This is a genomic window from Flavobacterium sp. ASV13, from assembly GCF_000745775.1.
Classification (GTDB): Bacteria; Bacteroidota; Bacteroidia; order Flavobacteriales; family Flavobacteriaceae; genus Flavobacterium.
Window position 1 is genome coordinate 1 of record NZ_JQJY01000003.1, and the last position, 19605, is coordinate 19605.

At 37.1% G+C, this 19605-nt stretch carries 12 protein-coding genes; 6 read left to right on the plus strand and 6 right to left on the minus strand.

Going from position 1 to position 19605, the window contains the following annotated elements:
* The 3 genes from GQ47_RS23435 to GQ47_RS07345 form a co-directional block, all read left to right on the plus strand.
* Window positions 1-10137 (plus strand): HYR-like domain-containing protein (locus GQ47_RS23435; RefSeq protein WP_051951417.1); only part of this gene is annotated, 10137 nt, incomplete at its 5' end.
* Window positions 10138-10286: 149 nt separating this feature from the next.
* Window positions 10287-11204, plus strand: coding sequence for a PorP/SprF family type IX secretion system membrane protein (locus GQ47_RS07340; protein ID WP_035646915.1), 918 nt, complete (start codon window positions 10287-10289; stop codon window positions 11202-11204).
* Between the two features lie 11 nt (window positions 11205-11215).
* The gene (locus GQ47_RS07345; protein ID WP_035646917.1) at window positions 11216-13156 is read left to right on the plus strand and encodes an OmpA family protein; all 1941 of its coding nucleotides are present in this window, start codon (window positions 11216-11218) and stop codon (window positions 13154-13156) included.
* Window positions 13157-13292: 136 nt separating this feature from the next.
* On the opposite strand, the gene GQ47_RS07350 is transcribed toward GQ47_RS07345, so the two are convergent.
* The 6 genes from GQ47_RS07350 to pyrR form a co-directional block, all read right to left on the minus strand.
* Window positions 13293-13796 (minus strand): CAP domain-containing protein, encoded by a 504-nt coding sequence (locus tag GQ47_RS07350; RefSeq protein ID WP_035648048.1) that lies wholly within the window; start codon window positions 13794-13796, stop codon window positions 13293-13295.
* Window positions 13797-13971: 175 nt separating this feature from the next.
* The gene (gene pdxH, locus GQ47_RS07355) at window positions 13972-14616 is read right to left on the minus strand and encodes a pyridoxamine 5'-phosphate oxidase (RefSeq protein WP_035646918.1); all 645 of its coding nucleotides are present in this window, start codon (window positions 14614-14616) and stop codon (window positions 13972-13974) included.
* A gap of 83 nt (window positions 14617-14699) precedes the next feature.
* Entirely contained in the window at window positions 14700-15605 is a 906-nt protein-coding gene (locus GQ47_RS07360) for a ribonuclease Z (RefSeq protein ID WP_035646919.1), read from the minus strand.
* A gap of 94 nt (window positions 15606-15699) precedes the next feature.
* A complete protein-coding gene (locus tag GQ47_RS07365) occupies window positions 15700-16032 on the minus strand; it encodes a hypothetical protein (protein ID WP_035646921.1) in 333 nt (110 codons plus the stop codon).
* A gap of 147 nt (window positions 16033-16179) precedes the next feature.
* A complete protein-coding gene (locus GQ47_RS07370; protein ID WP_035646922.1) occupies window positions 16180-17109 on the minus strand; it encodes an aspartate carbamoyltransferase catalytic subunit in 930 nt (309 codons plus the stop codon).
* A gap of 99 nt (window positions 17110-17208) precedes the next feature.
* On the minus strand, window positions 17209-17748 hold the full coding sequence (gene pyrR / locus GQ47_RS07375; RefSeq protein WP_008468864.1) for a bifunctional pyr operon transcriptional regulator/uracil phosphoribosyltransferase PyrR: 540 nt from the start codon (window positions 17746-17748) through the stop codon (window positions 17209-17211).
* Window positions 17749-17944: 196 nt separating this feature from the next.
* Between pyrR and GQ47_RS07380 the strand changes: the two genes are divergently transcribed.
* From GQ47_RS07380 to GQ47_RS23605, 3 genes are all read left to right on the plus strand, one after another.
* On the plus strand, window positions 17945-18613 hold the full coding sequence (locus tag GQ47_RS07380) for a hypothetical protein (protein ID WP_152561006.1): 669 nt from the start codon (window positions 17945-17947) through the stop codon (window positions 18611-18613).
* Between the two features lie 71 nt (window positions 18614-18684).
* Window positions 18685-19317, plus strand: a complete 633-nt coding sequence (locus GQ47_RS07385) for a class I SAM-dependent DNA methyltransferase (protein WP_035646927.1) — start codon at window positions 18685-18687, stop codon at window positions 19315-19317.
* A gap of 108 nt (window positions 19318-19425) precedes the next feature.
* Window positions 19426-19599 (plus strand): hypothetical protein, encoded by a 174-nt coding sequence (locus tag GQ47_RS23605; protein ID WP_167498076.1) that lies wholly within the window; start codon window positions 19426-19428, stop codon window positions 19597-19599.
* The last annotated feature ends 6 nt before the right edge of the window (window positions 19600-19605 follow it).

A 19605-nucleotide genomic window follows, 5' to 3' on the forward strand; every position in this document is an offset into this window, starting at 1 on the left:
GCGACTGGTTCTGCAACAGCTTCGGCTACTGGTGGGACAGCAGGATACTCTTATTCTTGGAATACCATTCCTGTTCAGACTGGAGCTACTGCATCAAATCTTGTTGAGGGAACTTACATCGTGACTGTGACTGACTCTAAAGGATGTACCGATACTGAAACAGTGACAATCGGTGAGCCTTCTAATGCTTTACTTGCAGCAATAGACTCTAAAACTGACGTAAGCTGCAAAGGCGACGCGACTGGTTCTGCAACAGCTTCGGCTACTGGTGGGACAGCAGGATACTCTTATTCTTGGAATACTGTTCCGGTACAGACTGGAGCTACTGCAACAAATCTTGTTGCGGGAACTTACATCGTGACAGTGACTGATTCAAAAGGATGTACTGATACTGAAACAGTGACAATCGGCGAGCCTTCTAATGCTTTACTTGCTGCAATAGACTCTAAAACAGATGTAAGCTGCAAAGGAGACGCGACTGGTTCTGCAACAGCTTCGGCTACTGGCGGAACAGCTGGATATTCTTATTCTTGGAATACCGTTCCTGTTCAGACTGGAGCTACTGCATCAAATCTTGTTGCTGGAACTTATATCGTAACAGTGACTGACTCTAAAGGTTGTACCGATACTGAAACAGTAACAATCGGAGAGCCTTCTAACACTTTGGTTGCCGCAATAGATTCTAAAACTGACGTAAGCTGCAAAGGCGACGCGACTGGTTCTGCAACGGCTTCGGCTACTGGCGGAACAGCAGGATATTCTTATTCTTGGAATACTGTTCCTGTGCAAACTGGAGCAACTGCAACAAATCTTGTTGCCGGAACTTATATCGTGACAGTGACTGATTCAAAAGGATGTACCGATACTGAAACAGTTACAATCGGTGAACCTTCTAATGCTTTACTTACTGCAATAGACTCTAAAACAGATGTTAGCTGCAAAGGCGATGCGACTGGTTCTGCAACAGCTTCGGCTACTGGCGGAACAGCAGGATACTCTTATTCTTGGAATACTGTTCCTGTACAGACTGGAGCTACTGCAACAAATCTTGTTGCTGGAACTTATATCGTAACAGTGACTGACTCTAAAGGTTGTACCGATACTGAAACAGTAACAATCGGCGAACCTTCTAACACTTTGGTTGCCGCAATAGATTCTAAAACTGACGTTAGCTGCAAAGGCGACGCGACTGGTTCTGCAACAGCTTCGGCTACTGGCGGAACAGCAGGATACTCTTATTCTTGGAATACTGTTCCTGTTCAGACTGGAGCTACTGCAACAAATCTTGTTGCTGGAACTTATATCGTGACAGTGACTGATTCTAAAGGATGTACTGATACTGAAACAGTGACAATCGGAGAACCTTCTAATGCTTTACTTGCCGCAATAGACTCTAAAACTGACGTTAGCTGTAAAGGCGATGCAACTGGTTCTGCAACAGCTTCGGCTACTGGTGGAACAGCAGGATATTCTTATTCTTGGAATACTGTTCCGGTACAGACTGGAGCTACTGCAACAAATCTTGTTGCCGGAACTTATATCGTGACTGTGACTGATTCAAAAGGATGTACTGATACTGAAACAGTGACAATCGGCGAGCCAAGTGCAGTTTTAAGCTGCTCAGTTGTACAAAACAAAGCTGTTACTTCTAATGGATTAAGTGACGGAGAGGCAACTGTTACTCCACTTGGAGGAAACGGAGGCTATACTTACTTGTGGGACAACAACGAAACTACTCAAAAAGCGCTTGCACTTAGTGCAGGTCTTCATTCAGTAACCGTAACGGATTCTAAAGGTTGTAAAACAACTTGTACTGTAACCATCACTGAACCAAATGTCTTATCATGCAGCATTACTCAGGACGATCCTGCCAAATGCTACGGAGACAGCAACGGTAAAGCTAATGTAATGCCAATTGGCGGAAATGGCGAGTACACCTACTTATGGGACAACGGCGAAACAACAGCTCAGGCTATAGGATTGACTGCCGGCACTCACGAAGTAACCGTTACTGACAAATTAGGCTACAAAACAAAATGTTCAGTTGTAATCGGCCAACCACAAGCACCTTTGGCGGCTGCAATAGACTCTAAAACAGATGTGAACTGCAAAGGAGACGCAACTGGTTCTGCAACAGCTTCGGCTACAGGAGGAAACGGAACTTACTCTTATACTTGGAACACTGTTCCAGCCCAAAATACAGCTACTGCAACAAATCTTGTTGCTGGAACTTATATTGTAACCGTGACTGATTCTAAAGGATGTACTGATACTGAAACAGTGACAATCGGAGAGCCTACCAATGCTTTACTTGCTGCAATAGATTCTAAAACTGATGTAAGCTGCAAAGGAGACGCTACTGGGTCTGCAACAGCTTCGGCTACTGGCGGAACAGCAGGATACTCTTACTCTTGGAATACTATTCCTGTACAGACTGGAGCAACTGCAACAAATCTTGTTGCCGGAACTTATATCGTGACTGTGACTGATTCAAAAGGTTGTGCTGATACTGAAACAGTAACAATCGGAGAACCTTCTAATGCTTTACTTGCCGCAATAGACTCTAAAACTGACGTTAGCTGTAAAGGCGATGCGACTGGTTCTGCAACAGCTTCGGCTACTGGCGGAACAGCAGGATACTCCTATTCTTGGAATACCGTTCCTGTTCAGACTGGAGCTACTGCAACAAATCTTGCTGCCGGAACTTACATCGTAACAGTTACCGATTCTAAAGGTTGTACCGATACTGAAACAGTGACAATCGGCGAGCCAAGTGCAGTTTTAAGCTGCTCAGTTGTACAAAACAAAGCTGTTACTTCTAATGGATTAAGTGACGGAGAGGCAACTGTTACTCCACTTGGAGGAAACGGAGGCTATACTTACTTGTGGGACAACAACGAAACTACTCAAAAAGCGCTTGCACTTAGTGCAGGTCTTCATTCAGTAACTGTAACGGATTCTAAAGGTTGCAAAACAACTTGTACCGTAACCATCACTGAACCAAATGTCTTATCATGCAGCATTACTCAGGACGATCCTGCCAAATGCTACGGAGACAGCAACGGTAAAGCGACTGTAGTGCCAATAGGCGGAAATGGCGAATACACCTACTTATGGGACAACGGCGAAACAACTGCTCAGGCTATCGGATTGACTGCGGGCACTCACGAAGTAACCGTTACTGACAAATTAGGCTACAAAACAAAATGTTCAGTTGTGATCGGCCAACCACAAGCACCTTTGGCGGCTGCAATAGACTCTAAAACAGATGTGAACTGCAAAGGAGACGCAACTGGTTCTGCAACAGCTTCTGCAACTGGAGGAAATGGAACTTACTCTTATACTTGGAACACTGTTCCAGTCCAAAATACAGCTACTGCAACAAATCTAGTTGCCGGAACTTATATCGTAACTGTGACTGATTCTAAAGGTTGTACTGATATTGAAACAGTGACAATCGGAGAGCCTTCTAATGCTTTACTTGCTGCAATAGACTCTAAAACAGATGTAAGCTGTAAAGGCGACGCGACTGGTTCTGCAACAGCTTCGGCTACTGGCGGAACAGCAGGATACTCTTACTCTTGGAATACTATTCCTGTACAGACTGGAGCTACTGCATCAAATCTTGTTGCGGGAACTTACATCGTGACTGTGACCGATTCAAAAGGATGTACTGATACTGAAACAGTGACAATAGGAGAACCTTCTAATGCTTTACTTGCTGCAATAGATTCTAAAACAGATGTAAGCTGCAAAGGCGACGCGACTGGTTCTGCAATAGCTTCGGCTACTGGCGGAACAGCAGGATACTCTTACTCTTGGAATACTGTTCCGGTACAGACTGGAGCAACTGCAACAAATCTTGTTGCTGGAACTTATATCGTGACAGTAACCGATTCTAAAGGTTGTACCGATACTGAAACAGTGACAATCGGCGAGCCAAGTGCAGTTTTAAGCTGCTCAGTTGTACAAAACAAAGCTGTTACTGCTAACGGATTAAGTGACGGAGAAGCGACTGTTACTCCACTTGGCGGAAACGGAGGCTATACTTACTTGTGGGACAACAATGAAACTACTCAAAAAGCGCTTGCTCTTAGTGCAGGTCTTCATTCAGTAACTGTAACAGATTCTAAAGGTTGCAAAACAACTTGTACTGTAACCATCACTGAACCAAATGTTCTTTCTTGCAGTATTACTCAAGATGATCCAGCAAAATGCTATGGTGACAGCAACGGTAAAGCGACTGTAGTGGCAATAGGCGGAAATGGCGAGTATACCTACTTATGGGATAATGGCGAAACAACTGCTCAGGCTATCGGATTGACTGCCGGCACTCACGAAGTAACCGTTACTGACAAATTAGGCTACAAAACAAAATGCTCAGTTGTGATCGGCCAACCACAATCACCTTTGACAGCTTCTATCACTTCTAAAACTGATGTGAACTGTAAAGGAGACGCAACTGGTTCTGCAACAGCTTCTGCAACTGGCGGAAATGGAACTTACTCTTATTCCTGGAATACTGTTCCGGCTCAAAATACTGCAACAGCAACCGGTCTTATCGCTGGAACTTACATAGTAACGGTGACAGATGCAAAAGGATGTACGGATACTGAACAAGTAATCATATCTGAACCAGCTAATCCATTGACAGCTTCTATTACTTCTAAAACTGATGTAAACTGTAAAGGAGATGCAACTGGTTCGGCAACCGCTTCTGCAACTGGTGGAACTGGAACTTATTCTTATTCTTGGAATACAAACCCAGTTCAAACCTCAGCTACAGCAACTAATCTTATTGCAGGAACTTACATTGTGACTGTAACTGATGAAAAAGGTTGTACAGATACTGAACAAGTAATCATATCTGAACCAGCAAATCCGTTGACAGCTTCTATTACTTCTAAAACTGATGTGAACTGTAAAGGAGATGCAACTGGTTCTGCAACAGCTTCTGCAACTGGCGGAACTGGAACTTACTCTTATTCTTGGAATACTGTTCCGGTACAGACTTCAGCTACAGCAACTAATCTTACTGCAGGAACTTACATTGTAACTGTAACAGATGAAAAAGGATGTACTGATACTGAACAAGTAATTATATCTGAGCCACAAGCGCCATTGACTGCGACTAAATCACAAATAAATCCTGGTTGTGGCGGTGCTGCTACTGGATCGGCTACTGTTGTTGCTTCTGGCGGAACTGCTCCATATACTTACTCTTGGAATACAAATCCGGTACAAACTACAGCTACAGCAAGTAATCTTGCTTCAGGAAGTTATACAGTAATAATAACTGATGCTAAAGGATGTACACATAGCGAATCATTCGAAATTATCGACGGAGATTCTATCTTGCCAGTAATTGATCCGCTTCCAGCAACTTCAACAATCAACTGTCCAGCAGAACCTGTATTTGCTCAGGCAACTGCAACAGATTTGAATGGTACAATTTCTTCTTTAACTTATGAAGATACTGTTACTCCAGGTGATTGTGCTGGATCATACACTAAAACAAGAACTTGGACAGCTAAAGATGCTTGTGGAAATATTTCACTTCCGGTTAGTCAAACTATAATTGTTCAGGATATTACAGCTCCAACCTGGAAAACTGAAATTGCTTCTTTAAACCGAACTGTAGAATGCAGTAATCAGCAAGCTTTGGCATCGGCGCAAGCCTTATTCCCAACTGCAACTGATGCGTGCGACACGGATGTTTCTAATATTGTAAAAGTAAGCGGTCAGTTTATGGCTTCTGAAGGATGCTCAAATGCTGGAACTTACACTAATACCTGGACTGTAAAAGATGATTGTGGAAACACTTCCGAAACTTTCACTCAAGTAATTACAATTCAAGATACTACAGCACCAACTTGGACAACACAAACTGCTTCTTTAAACAAAACTATTGAATGCAGTGATCAGGAAGCTTTGGCATCGGCGCAAGCCTTATTCCCAACAGCAACTGACGCATGTGATACTGATGTTTCAAACATTGTAAAAGTAAGCGGTCAGTTTGTAGCTTCTGAAGGATGTGCTAATTCTGGAACTTACACCAATACTTGGACTGTAAAAGATGATTGTGGAAATACTTCGGCTACTTTCACTCAGGTAATTACAATTCAAGATACTACAGCGCCAACTTGGACAACACAAACTGCTTCTTTAAACAAAACTATAGAATGCAGTGATCAGGAAGCTTTGGCATCGGCGCAAGCCTTATTCCCAACAGCAACTGACGCATGTGATACTGATGTTTCAAACATTGTAAAAGTAAGCGGCCAATTTGTAGCTTCTGAAGGATGTGCTAATTCTGGAACTTATACTAATACTTGGACTGTGAAAGACGATTGTGGAAATACTTCGGCTACTTTTACTCAGGTAATTACAATTGAAGACACAACAGCACCAACTTGGACAACACAAACTGCTTCTTTAAACAAAACTATAGAATGCAGTGATCAGGAAGCTTTGGCATCGGCGCAAGCCTTATTCCCAACAGCAACTGACGCATGTGATACTGATGTTTCTAATGTTGTAAAAGTAAGCGGCCAATTTGTAGCTTCTGAAGGATGTTCAAATGCTGGAACTTATACTAATACTTGGACTGTAAAAGATGATTGTGGAAATACTTCTGAAACTTTCACTCAAGTAATCACAATTCAAGATACTACGAAACCAGTATTTAATGATGAACTTCCATCTGATATAACAGTTTCTTGTGATGCAGTTCCGGAACCAGCTAATGTTCAGGCTTCTGATAATTGCGGTGGAGATTTACCAATTGTATTATCTGAAGTTAAAAGCGATATCAAAAATGAATGCGGAACTGAATATACGCTGACACGCAAATGGACAACAAGTGATTGTTCTGGAAACACAGCTTCATTTACTCAAATCATAACAGTTAGAGATACAACGCCACCAACAGGAACTGCTCCAGCAAATGTTGCGGGATTACAAAGCACTGCTGAAATCCCAACTGGTAGCCCAGATGATATTACAGATGAAGCTGATAATTGTGGCGGAAATGTAACCGTTACTGTAAGCGATTCTAACAATGGAGCTAATGGTTGCGACGGAAATGCTTATGTATTAACTAGAACTTATACATTGACAGATTGTGCAGGAAACAAAACAGAATTAGTTCAGACATTTACTGTTGACAACAAAGTATCTGTTTCTGGAATTCCAACAAACGTAAGCTGTCTTGACGGAACTGATGGTTCGATTGCTGTAACTAGCAGTCCAGGCGCAACGGTTGTAATTACAAATGCTAATAATGAAGTTGTTGGAAATACTAATTTGCCAGCTGGAACTTATACACTTACTGCAACTGCACCTGTTAACGGTGAAGGCCAAGTTTGTACAGCAACAGCAACTGTTACCATTACGCAACCAAATTATAAAGTGAAAGTTTCTGGACAGGTAATTAATGTTGACACTAACACTCCGATTGCGAATGTACCTGTAACATTGATTCCTCAAGGTACTACACCTGGTCCAATTTTAATTCGTATTACTAATGCTAATGGAGAATATTCATTCTCTGGCATGGTTGCAGGAAGTTATTTAGTTCAGGTTCAAGATGCTAATTTGAATAGTGCATATCAATTATATCCTGTAAATTCAAGCTTGTTCTTTACAACTCTTGAAGAATGTAAATTCCAAGTACATGACTTCTTATATGGAAAATCAAAACTTCCAGTTTTAGGAGATTATGTTTGGTATGACGTCAATAGTGACGGAATTCAAAATGAATGGTATGATGCCAATAATGATGGCGTTGTAACCAAAAACATTCCTGACAGCAACGGCGCTATTGACTATAGCCAATGGGAATGGCTTGACTTGAATGGTGATGGAAGCTATACTGGTCCACAAAATGCTGGTGAGTTAAATGCCGGTGGATTCGGAAACGATAAGAGTGCCAATGTTATTGTAGATGGTCCAAATGGATATCACGATGAAGTAATTGTTGGAATTCAAGGTTTCTGGAGAAACAGACCAGAAAGTGAAAATCCTTATGGAGAATACAAAGTTAAACTTGTTAGAGATGCAAACTTAGATGCTGTTGCGGCTGCTTTAGGAGCAACTGGATTAGTGAAAGTTCTTCCATCAACAAGTACCGCTAAAAAGGCAACATCTAAAACTGGCAAAATACAAATGCATACCGTATGTACAACTACAAGTGCAGATGGATACATTGTAAATGTAACTCCAGAAGATTTAGTTCATTTAGATATTGACTTTGGAGTTAATTGTAAAGAGTTCCAAGACATTGTTGCGAATGATGATAATGGAGGTCCGTTCCCTGGAGTTAATACCACAACACCTAATGTATTGAATGTATTAACAAATGATACACTTGAAGGTCAGCCAGTAACTGCTTCAGAAGTTATAATAACAACTGTAACGCCAAACGAATTCTTGCAATTGAATCCTGATGGTTCTGTAGATATTCTGCCAAATGCGCCAGCTGGTACATTAACAATGGTATATCAAATTTGTGAAGCAGACCAAACTTCGAATTGTGACACAGCAACTGTAACCATTACAATTGAAGCTCCGGTTATGACAGTTACAGCAACTGCAATTTGTGTGAACGATGTTCCGTATCTTGACTATTCAGCAACACCTGTAAACTTTACACCTGTAAACGGCGTAACTATTACATGGGCTGACAGCAATAATAATGTAGTCACTACGATGACCAACTTACCGCTTAGCGGAAGAGTATTGTGGCCAGGTGCTGTAGTAGATCAGAATGGAAATGGTATCGATTGGCCAGGATGGGTATTCCAGGATAATAAATGGATTCAAGCTCCAGACGGATTTGAAAATCTTCGTCCAACAGCTACCGTTACTATCTCAGTTAACCCAAGTGAAACGATCGTTGTAAATTATCCGCCAGCTGATCCTTACTGTATCGCAAGACCAACATTTGCAATTGTTGCCAATGATGATACTGCAGGACCAATAAACGGAACAACAGGAGGAATAAATGTAATCAACGTTTATACAAATGATACATTAAATGGTTCACCAGTAAATCCAAGTGATGTTACTTTGACAACAGTAACGCCAGACCCTAAAGGAGCATTGACATTAAATCCAGACGGATCAATTACTGTAGCGCCAAACACGCCAGCAGGAACTTACACTCTGACTTATCAGATTTGTGAAAATGCTGATTTTGGAAACTGCGATACAGCAATTGTAACCGTGACAGTTTCTTCTTCTCCAATAGTTGCTAATGATGACAGTTATACTAATATTGGCTGTAACCGATTTGGAGTAGTTGGAAATTTACTAAGTAATGATTTATTAAATGGTCTTCCGGTGACATTGCAATTGGTAAACTTCAGTTTAGTACCGCAGAGCACAGATGTAAAATCTGATCCAAATATAACTGTAGATACTGCAGGTAATTTGACTGTAGGAAGTGCAACAGCTTCTGGTACTTACACTTATACTTATCAGATTTGTGAAAAACTGAATCCAAATAATTGTGATACTGGTACCATTACTATAACAGTTATTCCAAATGGTGTAACAACGGTAAGCAGTTCAGCTTGTAATGATGACTCAACTTTAGTCGACTTGCTTGCTCTTCTTCCGGCAGATACTCCTAGAAATGGAACTTGGGTTGACACAAATAACACTAATGCATTGAGAGACGGCATCTTAAATGCACTTGGATTAGCAATTGGCAACTATGCATTTGAGTACAGAATTGCTGATCAAAACTGCCCTCGAAGCATTGTACTTAATATGGAAATCAATGATGATTGTAAAGTATTGCCTTGTGAAAACATATTAGTACATAATGCTTTCTCTCCAAACGGAGATGGTATAAATGATGTATTTGTAATTGATGGAATTGGCGACTTGACCTGCTACCCAGGAAATACAGTCGAGATCTATAATCGTTGGGGAATATTAGTCTTTGAAACAACAGACTATAATAATACAACGAATGCGTTTGATGGAACATCACGAGGAAGAACAACTGTTAAACAATCTGAAGGATTGCCAACAGGAACTTACTTCTACATTGTGACTTACAAATCTTTAGACGGTAATAATGTAATTCAGTATAACAAAAAAGACGGATACCTCTATCTTTCAAAATAAACCCAGGCTGCAAAGGCTGATATAATTAACTATATCAGCCTGATACAGCAGAGAACAAAAAATCCGGGAATTGAAAGTATAATATCGTGGATTTTTTAGAGGATTTCATTAATAATTCAATAGTAAAATTGAAATAATAAATATCTACTATGAGAACAAAATTATTTTACTTCGTCATTCTGTTTGTAACTATTGCAGGTCACGCGCAGCAAGATGCTCAATATACGCAATACATGTACAACACAATAAACATAAATCCTGCCTATGCAGGTTCTCGTGGAGCCTTAAGCCTTTTCGGATTATACCGTACGCAATGGGTTGGTTTGGATGGTGCGCCTGAAACAAGCAGTTTCTCCGTAAACACACCTATAAATAACAGTAATCTCGGAATTGGAGCTTCACTTGTTAATGATAAAATTGGTCCAACAAATGAAAACAATATTTCTGTTGACGTTTCATATACAGTACAAACCTCAGCAAATTTCAAACTTTCATTTGGTATCAAAGGAACAGCCAATATATTCAATTTGGATGTGAGCAAACTGAATCCTGATATTTCAGGAGATCCACAGTTTCAGGATTTGGATAATAAATTTACCCCTAACGTTGGAGCAGGAGTTTATTGGCATTCAGACAAAGCTTATGTGGGTTTTTCTATCCCAAATTTCATCGAAACAAATCGCTACGATGATAATGATATTGCCATTTTCAAAGACAAAATCAATTATTATTTAATGGCAGGTTATGTATTTGATCTTGATAAATATCAGTACATCAGATTCAAACCAGCTGTACTTACTAAAATGGTTGAAGGTGCGCCGCTTCAAGTAGATCTTTCAGCGAACTTTATGTTCTTTGACAAGTTTGTTGCCGGTGTCGCTTATAGATGGAGTGCTTCATTAAGTGCTATGGTTGGGTTCCAAATCACTGACGGTCTTTATTTAGGTTACGGTTACGACCATGAAACCACAAACCTGAATAATTATAATTCAGGATCACACGAGATATTCCTGCGTTATGAATTCTTTACTAAAAATGGTAAAATAACAACTCCTCGTTTCTTCTAAAAATAAGTACTATGAAAAATTATATTTTCCTTTGCCTAACATTTGTAAGCGTTTTTTCATTGGACAGTTATTCACAGCAGTCAAAAGTAAATTCTGGCGATAAAAAATACAATAATTACGCTTACGTTGATGCAATAAAGACGTATGAAAAAGTAGCAAATAAAGGATATAAATCTGAAGAAATGTTTAAGAAACTTGGAAATTCTTATTACTTCAATTCAGATTTTGAAGGAGCTGCTAAATGGTATGGTGAGTTGTTTGCAATGAGTTCGAACATAGAACCTGAATATTATTACAGATATGCTCAGTCGTTAAAATCAATAGGAGATACAGCAAAAGCAAATAAAATTTTGGATGAATTTGATGCTAAAAACTCAAACGACAACAGAGCAAAACTGTATAAAGAAGATGTAAATTATCTAGAACAGATTAAAGCAAATTCGGGACGATATAATATTGAAAACGCCGGAATAAACAGCAAATATTCAGATTACGGTTCCTTTGTTTACAACAATAAATTATACTTTGCTTCTGCGCGAGATACTGGAAATTTTTCACAACGAAAACACAAATGGACCGGCGAATATTTTACCAATATTTATGATGCTGATGTTGATCCCGCTACTTATACTGCAAGTAAAGTAAACAAATTCAAGAATGCTTTAAACAGTAAATTCAACGAAGCAACTCCAGTATTTTCAAAAGATGGAAAAACAGCTTACTTCACAAGAAATAATTTTGTTGACGGAAAAAAAGGGAAAGATGCTAATAAAATTACTTTAGTAAAATTATACAAAGCCACACTTGACAGCAAAGGACAGTGGACAAATATAGCGCCACTTTCTTTTACAAGTGACAATTACAGTACCGCGCATCCAGCACTTAGTGCAGATGGGAAAACACTTTATTTTGCTTCTGATATGCCAGGTACTGTCGGACAGTCGGATATATATAAAGTGAGTGTCAACGCAGATGGAAGTTATGGAACTCCGGAAAATTTAGGAAAAACTATTAATACGGAAGGAAAAGAAACATTTCCGTTTGTAACAGATGACAACGAAATTTACTTTGCTTCAGATGGTCATCCCGGACTCGGCGGATTAGATGTTTTTGTGGGCGATATTGACAGCGACGGAACAATCAGCAATATTCAGAATTTAGGTGCAGATATCAATTCTCCAAAGGATGATTTTGCCTATTTTATTGATCCGGTCAGTAGATTGGGTTATTTCAGTTCTAATAAAGACGGCGGACTTGGCTCTGATGATATCTATAAATTCCTAGAAACCCGAAGGCTGAAATGCATTCAAGAGTTGAGTGGTATTATAACTGATATTGCTACAAATGAAATTTTGCCAGGCGCAAAAGTTACTTTATACGAAAATCAAGTAATCAAAGCTACTACAACTGCAGACGATACAGGATTGTATAAACTTCCTGTTGATTGTAAAAAAACATATAATGTACGTGCCGAAAAACAAGATTATGAAACCAAAGAGGTTAGTGTAACGATTGATAAAGTAAGTGGGAAAACCGACTTGCCAATTGCTTTAACCAAACGCATGTGCCGTGTAACTGTTGGTGACGATTTAGGAAAATGTTTTGGTATCAAAATGATTTATTTCGATTTAGACAAATCAAACATTCGATCTGAAGCCGCATTGGATTTAGAAAAAATTCTGGCCGTGTTAAACGACTATCCAGCAATGAAATTGGATATTCGTTCACATACTGATAGCCGTGCATCACATCAATACAATGAAGGTTTATCTGACCGAAGAGCAAAATCTACTATTCAATGGTTGATCAAAAACGGCATAAAAGCCGATCGATTAACCGGAAAAGGATATGGTGAAACCCAACTTGTAAACAAATGTTCTGATGGTGTTCCTTGTACGGAAGAAGAGCATCAAATGAACAGACGAAGCGAATTTATAATTACAGCACTTTAGTTATTAGATTATCATACTTGGAAAGAAAAAAGCTGCCTGAAATGGGCAGCTTTTTTTTTCAAAAAAAAAAAAAAATCGTCACAGCTTAAAAAAAACCTGCAACGATCACTAAAAACCAACCAGTTTTCAATTAAGCTTATAATCTAACAAAAATGTTAGTATAATATTTTTTACCTGTTTTAGCATCGGTAGTTATCGCTATACCAAAATGAGTAAAATTACCTTCAATATTTTCCTTATGTCCAGGGCTTTCTAACCAAGCTTTCACAACAGCTTCCGAAGTTTTGTAATTGTACGCGACATTCTCACCTACTTTTTTTGCACCAAGCACTTTTTCAAGATTTTCAGAACGTGCTACAAAATCATTATGATCAACAACATTTTTTTCGATCATATATTTATTGTGTTCTTCGCATTTAGCAGAAATATGATTGATTGGTTCTAAAGCATTTAGACCAATACTCACACGGTAATCGTTAATCAATTTCAAGGTTTCTAATTCTGAATCATTGTACGTGTAGTTCGTAATCAGAATTTCAGTTGAAGTACTGTTTTCGGTTCCCTCGGCAGTGTCGGCAGAACATGCGTTCATTGCAAAAAGTATTGCAATGAACGTCATGATGCGCATTATCTTCTTCATAATCATACAGTAGTTTAATGCTTAAAGTAAATGTTGGGGCAAATCCTTTAAATTTTTATATTTGAATAAATTGTTTCACTTTTCTTACGTCAAACGTATTCAAATTGTCGGTAAACTACAAAAATAATCGATGAAATACATTAAAATTTTAATTTAACATATAATTTTCTTACAATTAAGACGATAACCGCTCAATCTTCCATGAAAAATCAGATTGGCTTGTATAACGAATTCTGTCGTGAAGTCTATTTGGTCTTCCTTGCCAAAATTCTACTTGTAAGGGAGTTACTAAATAACCACCCCAATTTTCAGGTCTCGGAATTTCTTTTCCTTCAAATTCTGCTTCCAGTTTTTTCAGGTTTTCTTCCAAAAAAGTTCTCGACGGAATAACTTCGCTTTGATTTGAAACAATAGCACCAAGCTTACTTCCATCCGGGCGAGAATCAAAATAACCATCTGAAATATTTTCAGAAGTCTTTTGAGCAATTCCTTTAATAATAACCTGGCGCTCCATTTCCTGCCAAAAGAAAGAAAGACAAACATTTGGGTTATTGGCAATCGCTTTTCCTTTTTCAGAATTATAATTGGTATAAAATATAAATCCTTCTTCAGAGAATTTTTTCAATAAAACAACACGCGATTTCGGGAAACCATCCAGTCCAATTGTTGAAACCGTCATCGCATTCACTTCTCCGCTTCCGCCAAAATCTTCCACTTCATGAAACCAGCGATTAAAAAGATTAATCGGATCTTCCGGAATATTGGTTTCCAGTAATTCACTCTTTTCGTAAGATCTTCTATAATTACTTAAATCATTCATAGTTTTTGTTTTTTGTTTCAGGTTTCAAGTTTTTGAAAAGAAAAACTTAGAGCCTTAGCTCCTTAGTATCTTAGCATCTTAGATTAAAATTCAAAACTCAGCCCGTCATCTGCCAAAAGCACATTAGGAAAAACTTCTTCAGCTTCTGCTTTAAAACGTTCCAAACCATCATATCGTGTCGAATAATGACCTAAAACCAATTGTTTTACATTGGCTTTTAAAGCAATTCGTGCAGCTTCTTTTGCTGTTGAATGCAATGTTTTTTGTGCCAAAGCCGCTTCTGATTCCAAAAAGGTAGACTCATGATACAAAACATCTACATTTTCAATAATCGGGATTATGACTTCGTGATAAACAGTGTCCGAACAAAAAGCATAACTTTTCGTTGGTGCGGGATCAAAAGTCAGTTTTTCATTTTCAATTACAGCTCCGTTATCCAATGTAATATCTCCACCGTTTTTTATTTTCTGATAATAAGCAACGTGAATATCATAGTTCTGAACAGCTTCAACATTCAGTTTTCTTTCATCCGGTTTTTCCTGAAAAAGATAACCATTCGTATAAACACGATGTTTCAGCGGAATTGTCTTTACTATAACTTTCTTATCTTCAAAAATAACTTCACTTTCTTTTGATTCTAATTCGTGGAAAAACAAATTGTAAGTTGTCCAGGATTCCGTCAGTTTTAATTGAAGCAGAATAAGCTCTTTAATTCCTTTTGGTCCGTAAATATGCAAATCGGTTGTTCTTCCTAAAAGAGAAAAAGTCGAAATAGTTCCGATCAGTCCAAACAAATGATCGCCATGAAGATGAGAAATAAAAATGTGATTAATTTTTGAGAATTTAATCTTGTTTTTCCTGAGTTGCACCTGAGTTCCTTCTCCGCAGTCAATCAAAAACAAGCGGTTTTTAATTTCTAAAACCTGCGCAGTTGGGTTAGTAATTGTTCTCGGAGTAGCTGCATAACAGCCAAGTATCGTTAGTTTCAATTTGTTTATTTGTTTAATCGGTAAATCGTTTAATCGGCTAAAATCAAATCAAAACGATTAAACAGTTAAACGAATAAACAATTAAACCTTATTTTTAAAATCCCAAGTCTCTTTCGATTTCTTCCATTTCGATAATATCGTGTGCTTCCAAAAGTGACGGAACCACAAGTAGCTTATCTGAAATAGCGTTAAAATCAAGATCTGAAGCCACAATTACAAATGATTTTTTGGCTTTTTTCTGTTGTTTTGAAAGCGGTAAAAAAAGTTTCAAATCATTTTCAGTCAGAGCAGTATCAGATGAAAGATCGATTATAATATTATGTTTTTCAAAAGTTTTAATTTGTTGCGTCACTTTTTCCAAGAAAGAATTTACATCTCCTTGTGTATCCTTAATTGTAACGGTATGTCCTTTTTGATCTACTTTCATTTTATAATTAGTGGGGCTTATATTTTATTACGCTAATTTACTAAGTTTTTTTCAGTTTCAAGTTTCAGGTTTCAAGTTTGTTACGCTAAGCGATCCAATATCTACATTTCAACAACTTGAAACATTAAACTTGAAACAAAAATAAAATTATTGCTGAATCTTAGAAGCCAATAAATAAATAACGGCCATTCTAATCGCAACACCATTCTCCACCTGATTCAAAATCACAGAATGATCAGAATCAGCAACTTCAGAAGTAATTTCTACTCCTCTATTGATTGGACCTGGGTGCATGATTACAATTTCTTTTCCAAGAGAATCCAAAAGCGGTTTGTCTACTCCGTATTGTTGTGCATATTCACGAGTTGATGGAAAGAAATTCACATCCATACGTTCGTTTTGTACACGAAGCATATTGGCAACGTCGCACCATTCTAATGCTTTTCTTAAATTCGGTTCAACCGTAACACCAAGTGATTCAATATATCTAGGAATCAATGTTTTTGGTCCGCAAACTTTTACTTCAGCGCCTTGCATTTTCAAAGCATATATGTTGGATAAGGCAACTCTTGAATGCAGAATATCACCTACAATAACTACTTTTTTTCCGGCAACATCGCCCAGTTTTTCTCTTATAGAATAACTATCTAATAAAGCCTGAGTTGGGTGTTCGTGCGCTCCGTCTCCGGCGTTTACGATACTGGCTTTGACATTTTTAGATAAAAAATAAGCCGCTCCGGGATTGGAGTGGCGCATTACAACCATATCCACTTTCATCGAAAGGATATTGTTTACAGTATCAATCAAGGTCTCTCCTTTTTTAACCGATGACTGCGCTGCAGAAAAACTGATCACATCAGCAGATAAACGTTTCTGCGCTAATTCAAAAGAGAGTTTGGTTCTGGTACTGTTTTCGAAGAAAATATTGGCAATCGTAATATCTCGTAATGAAGGAACTTTTTTAATTGGTCGGTTAATGACTTCTTTAAAATGATCTGCCGTTTCAAAAATCAGGTTAATATCATTCTCGTTGATATATTTAATTCCTAATAAATGATTTACGCTTAATTCTTTCATTGTGTGTGTTTATATGTTTTGTTTGTTTAATCTCTTATTTGTTAAATCGTTTAATCGTTGGCTTTTCCGATTAAACAATTAACCGGTTAACCGATTAAACTAATTTGTCACTAGGTGAACAACATCTTCACCATCATTTTCTTTCCAGCTTACAATTACTTTTTCACCATTAATAGCATCTACCTGACGGCCTCTATAATCGGGTTGAATTGGTAAATGACGGCTGAAACGTCTGTCAATTAAAACCAATAATTCAATTTCTGAAGGTCTTCCGAAAGATTGAATTGCGGTTAGTGCCGAACGAATGCTTCTTCCGGTAAACAAAACGTCATCGATAAAAATGACTTTTTTGTCTTCGACTATAAAATTGATTTGGGTTTTATTGGCTTCAAGCGGTTTATCAGTACGACGGAAATCATCTCTAAAAAAAGTGATATCCAAGTATCCTAAAGAAATTTCAGGAACCTTGTATTCGTTTTCTAATATTTGTTTTAAACGTTCAGCTAAAAAAACGCCTCTTGGTTGAATTCCAACTAAAATAGTTTCAGAGAAATCAAGATGTTTTTCGATTAACTGACAAGCCAAACGATGGAGTATGATAGTAACTTCTTTAGAATTAAGTAATACTTTTTGACTCATAAGTGATTGTAATGTTTGGTTGGGCAAATATACGGAATCTGATTTTATTTGTTGGGGTGTTGGGGTTGGAAATATTTTTTTTGAGTTTCGTAAGGAAATTTGAGATCTGGAAATGGATTTTTGGTATCTTTCATTATTTAATTTTAAAGTCAATAAAATTACATTTAGCAATACCAAAAATTCAACATATTTCAATATGATCAATCAAAATCATCTAAAAGAATTTATAGAAAATAATAAAGAAGAAACTCTTATTGATTACAGAGACAAACTTTACAACAATTTACAAGAACTTATAAAAAAAGAAGAAAAGCAAACACTTATTTTATTGATATTAGTTATTCTTTATTTTTTCGTAGATTATAAATCGTTATCTGACATTTCCCTTGGTATAATTACAATAACAAATTCAAAAAATTTAGTTATTCAATTAATACCAATTGCCTTTTGTACATTATTATTCAATCTTTATCGCATAGGAAGAGATAGACAAGATTTACATGAAAGTTTAAAAAAAATCACATCACAATTAACAAATAATTTAATTAATTCTGAATCAAAAGATGAATTATTAAACAACACTCTTTATAGAATATATCTTCCAAATTCAATTGCTAATTTCGCATCTTCAATTACAGCTAGAAAACCTATTACCCTAATCATCATTGGATTTATATTATTGATACCTTTTTTCATAATAGGACTAGTCCCTTTTTTGATAATATTTTTAATGTTATCTAATTTATGGGAAACTCAAATTGAATCTACACCAGGAATAATATCTTTTTCGATATCACTTTGGATCTCAATTTCAATTATTTTTTTCTTTTTTATTCCTCAACAAGAAGACAATTTAGATGTCTAAAATTAAGAAACTATAAAATAATTAAGAATTAAATTCATCCTAACAATAATTGATTGTAGAAATAAAAATCAATGGATAAATACCAAGAAACTTTTGAAACGTGGAATAAAATTGCCAATCTCTATGAAGATAAGTTTATGAATTTAAGCTTGTACGATGAAACTTATGACTTTTTTTGTAACACTCTAAAACAAGAACAAGTAAACATATTTGAAATTGGTTGCGGGCCAGGAAACATTACAAAATATTTATTATCCAAAAATCCTAATCTAAAAATTACAGGTATTGACATTGCTCCAAAAATGATTGAATTGGCAAAAGCAAATAATCCTTCTGCCAACTTTGAAGTAATGGATACAAGAGAACTTAGCACGGTAAATCAAAAATTTGATGCCATTATGTGTGGCTTTTGCTTGCCTTATTTATCCGAAAAAGATTGTTCTAAACTAATAAATGACTCGGAAAGAATACTTTTAAACGATGGAATTTTATATTTAAGTTTTGTTCAGGGAAAACCTTCCGAATCTGGTTTTATTTCTGGAAGCACTGGTGATCGCACTTATTTTTATTATCATTCTTTAGAAGATATCAGCAATCAACTTTTAAAACATCATTTTGACGTAATTAAACTATTCAATATAAATTATCCAAAAGCTGAAAATATAGAAATTCATACTATAATAATTGCGAAAAAAAAAGAATAGTCTATTCAAAAATTATCTCCAAATCCTAAAACATTTCCCAAAAATTCTATAACACATTTTCCTGATTACTGAAGTAATTTTAAATATCAATTTAAAACATCAGAAGTCATGCAAAATAAAATACTAAGATTGTTAATGGTATTTGTAATACTGTTTTCATTTACAAGCTGCGAAGTTATTGGAGACATTTTTAAAGCCGGAATGGGATTCGGGATCTTTATCGTAATTTTTGTTGTTGCGATTATTATCTGGATTTTTGCAAAAATGTTCGGAAGCAAATAAGACATA

What these genes read in the sequence shown, in the direction of transcription:
- GQ47_RS07340 (WP_035646915.1), top strand. Translation starts at nt 10,287, where the DNA reads ATGAGAACAAAATTATTTTACTTCGTCATTCTGTTTGTAACTATTGCA.
- GQ47_RS07345 (WP_035646917.1), top strand. Translation starts at nt 11,216, where the DNA reads ATGAAAAATTATATTTTCCTTTGCCTAACATTTGTAAGCGTTTTTTCA.
- GQ47_RS07350 (WP_035648048.1), bottom strand. Translation starts at nt 13,796, where the DNA reads ATGAAGAAGATAATGCGCATCATGACGTTCATTGCAATACTTTTTGCA.
- pdxH (WP_035646918.1), bottom strand. Translation starts at nt 14,616, where the DNA reads ATGAATGATTTAAGTAATTATAGAAGATCTTACGAAAAGAGTGAATTA.
- GQ47_RS07365 (WP_035646921.1), bottom strand. Translation starts at nt 16,032, where the DNA reads ATGAAAGTAGATCAAAAAGGACATACCGTTACAATTAAGGATACACAA.
- GQ47_RS07370 (WP_035646922.1), bottom strand. Translation starts at nt 17,109, where the DNA reads ATGAAAGAATTAAGCGTAAATCATTTATTAGGAATTAAATATATCAAC.
- pyrR (WP_008468864.1), bottom strand. Translation starts at nt 17,748, where the DNA reads ATGAGTCAAAAAGTATTACTTAATTCTAAAGAAGTTACTATCATACTC.
- GQ47_RS07380 (WP_152561006.1), top strand. Translation starts at nt 17,945, where the DNA reads ATGATCAATCAAAATCATCTAAAAGAATTTATAGAAAATAATAAAGAA.
- GQ47_RS07385 (WP_035646927.1), top strand. Translation starts at nt 18,685, where the DNA reads ATGGATAAATACCAAGAAACTTTTGAAACGTGGAATAAAATTGCCAAT.
- GQ47_RS23605 (WP_167498076.1), top strand. Translation starts at nt 19,426, where the DNA reads ATGCAAAATAAAATACTAAGATTGTTAATGGTATTTGTAATACTGTTT.